Origin of the sequence: Massiliimicrobium timonense, assembly GCF_002160865.1 — a bacterium.
Taxonomy (GTDB): Bacteria; Bacillota_I; Bacilli_A; order Erysipelotrichales; family Coprobacillaceae; genus Allocoprobacillus.
On sequence record NZ_NFLJ01000088.1, the window covers coordinates 1 to 1537 of the forward strand.

Here is a 1537-nt window from a genome sequence, read left to right on the forward strand (position 1 = left end):
ATTTCCGTTTTCACCACGTCCTCACGGGTCGCCCCGTCGTCTGCTGACGGACTGACCGATACCAGAGCTTCCACACGGTCAGCTCCGATTTCCTCTATATCGCTGTTGCCAAATTGCAGGAGAAGCCACGGCTGTTGCACCTGTATGGAGAACAGGCTGTCCCTTATCAAGTCCACACTGTCTTTTCCTTGACTGTCGCTGTCGGGAAGCATGATTTTTGTCCCCAAATCCAGCGAAGCGGTACTGATATCACTGGAAAAATCGTTTATCTTCTTGATGTAATCGGGTGCATAAGCGATAAAGGAAGCGGACACGATAAATACCACAACGAAGTTGATAACGGCGTGGAGAGCCTTGCTGGTTTCTCTCTTTATCAGTCCCGTGTAGGCAACATAGATACCCACGATAAGGATAATGAGAAGCAGGAAGCCCACATAGAAGCCCGTACTTCCGAAGCCGTTTTCTGTTACGCCCGCTAATGTCTGTATGCTTTTCCCAATGCTGTCTGCCATGTCGTTGATGAAGTCCAGCTTATACGCCTGCTGGACGACGTACCCTGTGGCGTTGCTTAGATACAGGCTGATAGTCCAGATAAAGTTGGTGATACAGTAAAGCCCGTATTGTACGGACTTTCCGATACCGTCCAGCCAGTTCCACGGAAGCCAGCCCCAGCTATTGTCCACATAGAAATCAAGCTGGTAATTCTCCAAAGGGTACTGCGAATACAGGTTGTCCGCATTGACGGTATCATCTACCAGCCCAGAAGCGTGTGCCACCGTCCCCAATAGGGAGAGCAGAGCAATGGTCGTCAGTATCACAATCACAGCTATCTTGAAAAAGCGAAAGAGCTTCTTTCTTGTCAGAAGCCCCTTTATCCTATCTTTCATCACTCCACCTCGCTTTTCACAGGCGGTCTGGTATCAAAGGCGTGTAATAGTTCTTCAAAGACAGGGTGTATCTGCACCACGCCCACACGCCCGTACAAATCTTGAAGCAGGCATTGTCCGTTCTCCAAGTCACGAAGCCTTTTCTGATTGTTCTCGTCGTCCTTGTCGATACCGAAAAATTCAAGGGTCTGCTTTATCTCGTTGATGTCCGTAGAACGGAAAGCGAATTTCAGACCGATATTGTTCTTTAGGCTCTCTTTGGACACGTCCCCAGAGGATTGCGTGACGAAGTACACACCAGCCTGCATTGCACGTCCAGCTCGTACCAGCTTGTTAGAGAGAGTTTCTCCCTGTGCCACGTTGAGGAACGCCCATGCTTCATCTAAATCCACGATTTTGAAAATGCTTCTATCGCTGTGGATAAAGTCAAGGGCAAATGTGGAAATGACAATCAGCATAGCTACGGACAGCAGTTCTATGGTCGTGTATTCTTCAAAGGTCGTGTCCTTGTCTGGCAGAACAAGGTCTGCCACCTGTATGATATTGAGCTGGTTGTCCAAGCTGATAGCGTTAGACACTGAACCGTCAGAGAACAGCAGATGTGCAAAGTCATAGTCCGTAAAGCTGTCGATATGGTCGGCAATGTTACG

The 1537-nt window shown here is 48.7% G+C and carries 2 protein-coding genes; both read right to left on the reverse strand.

Annotation, left to right across the window (positions count from 1 at the left end):
• A partial coding sequence (locus tag B5E75_RS14225; RefSeq protein WP_420866418.1) for a CD3337/EF1877 family mobilome membrane protein occupies nt 1-887 on the reverse strand: 887 nt, incomplete at its 3' end.
• Nucleotides 887-1537, reverse strand: a 651-nt coding sequence (locus tag B5E75_RS14230) for an ATP-binding protein (RefSeq protein ID WP_206414001.1), incomplete at its 5' end; no start/stop codon positions are given. The genes B5E75_RS14230 and B5E75_RS14225, both read right to left, overlap by 1 nt.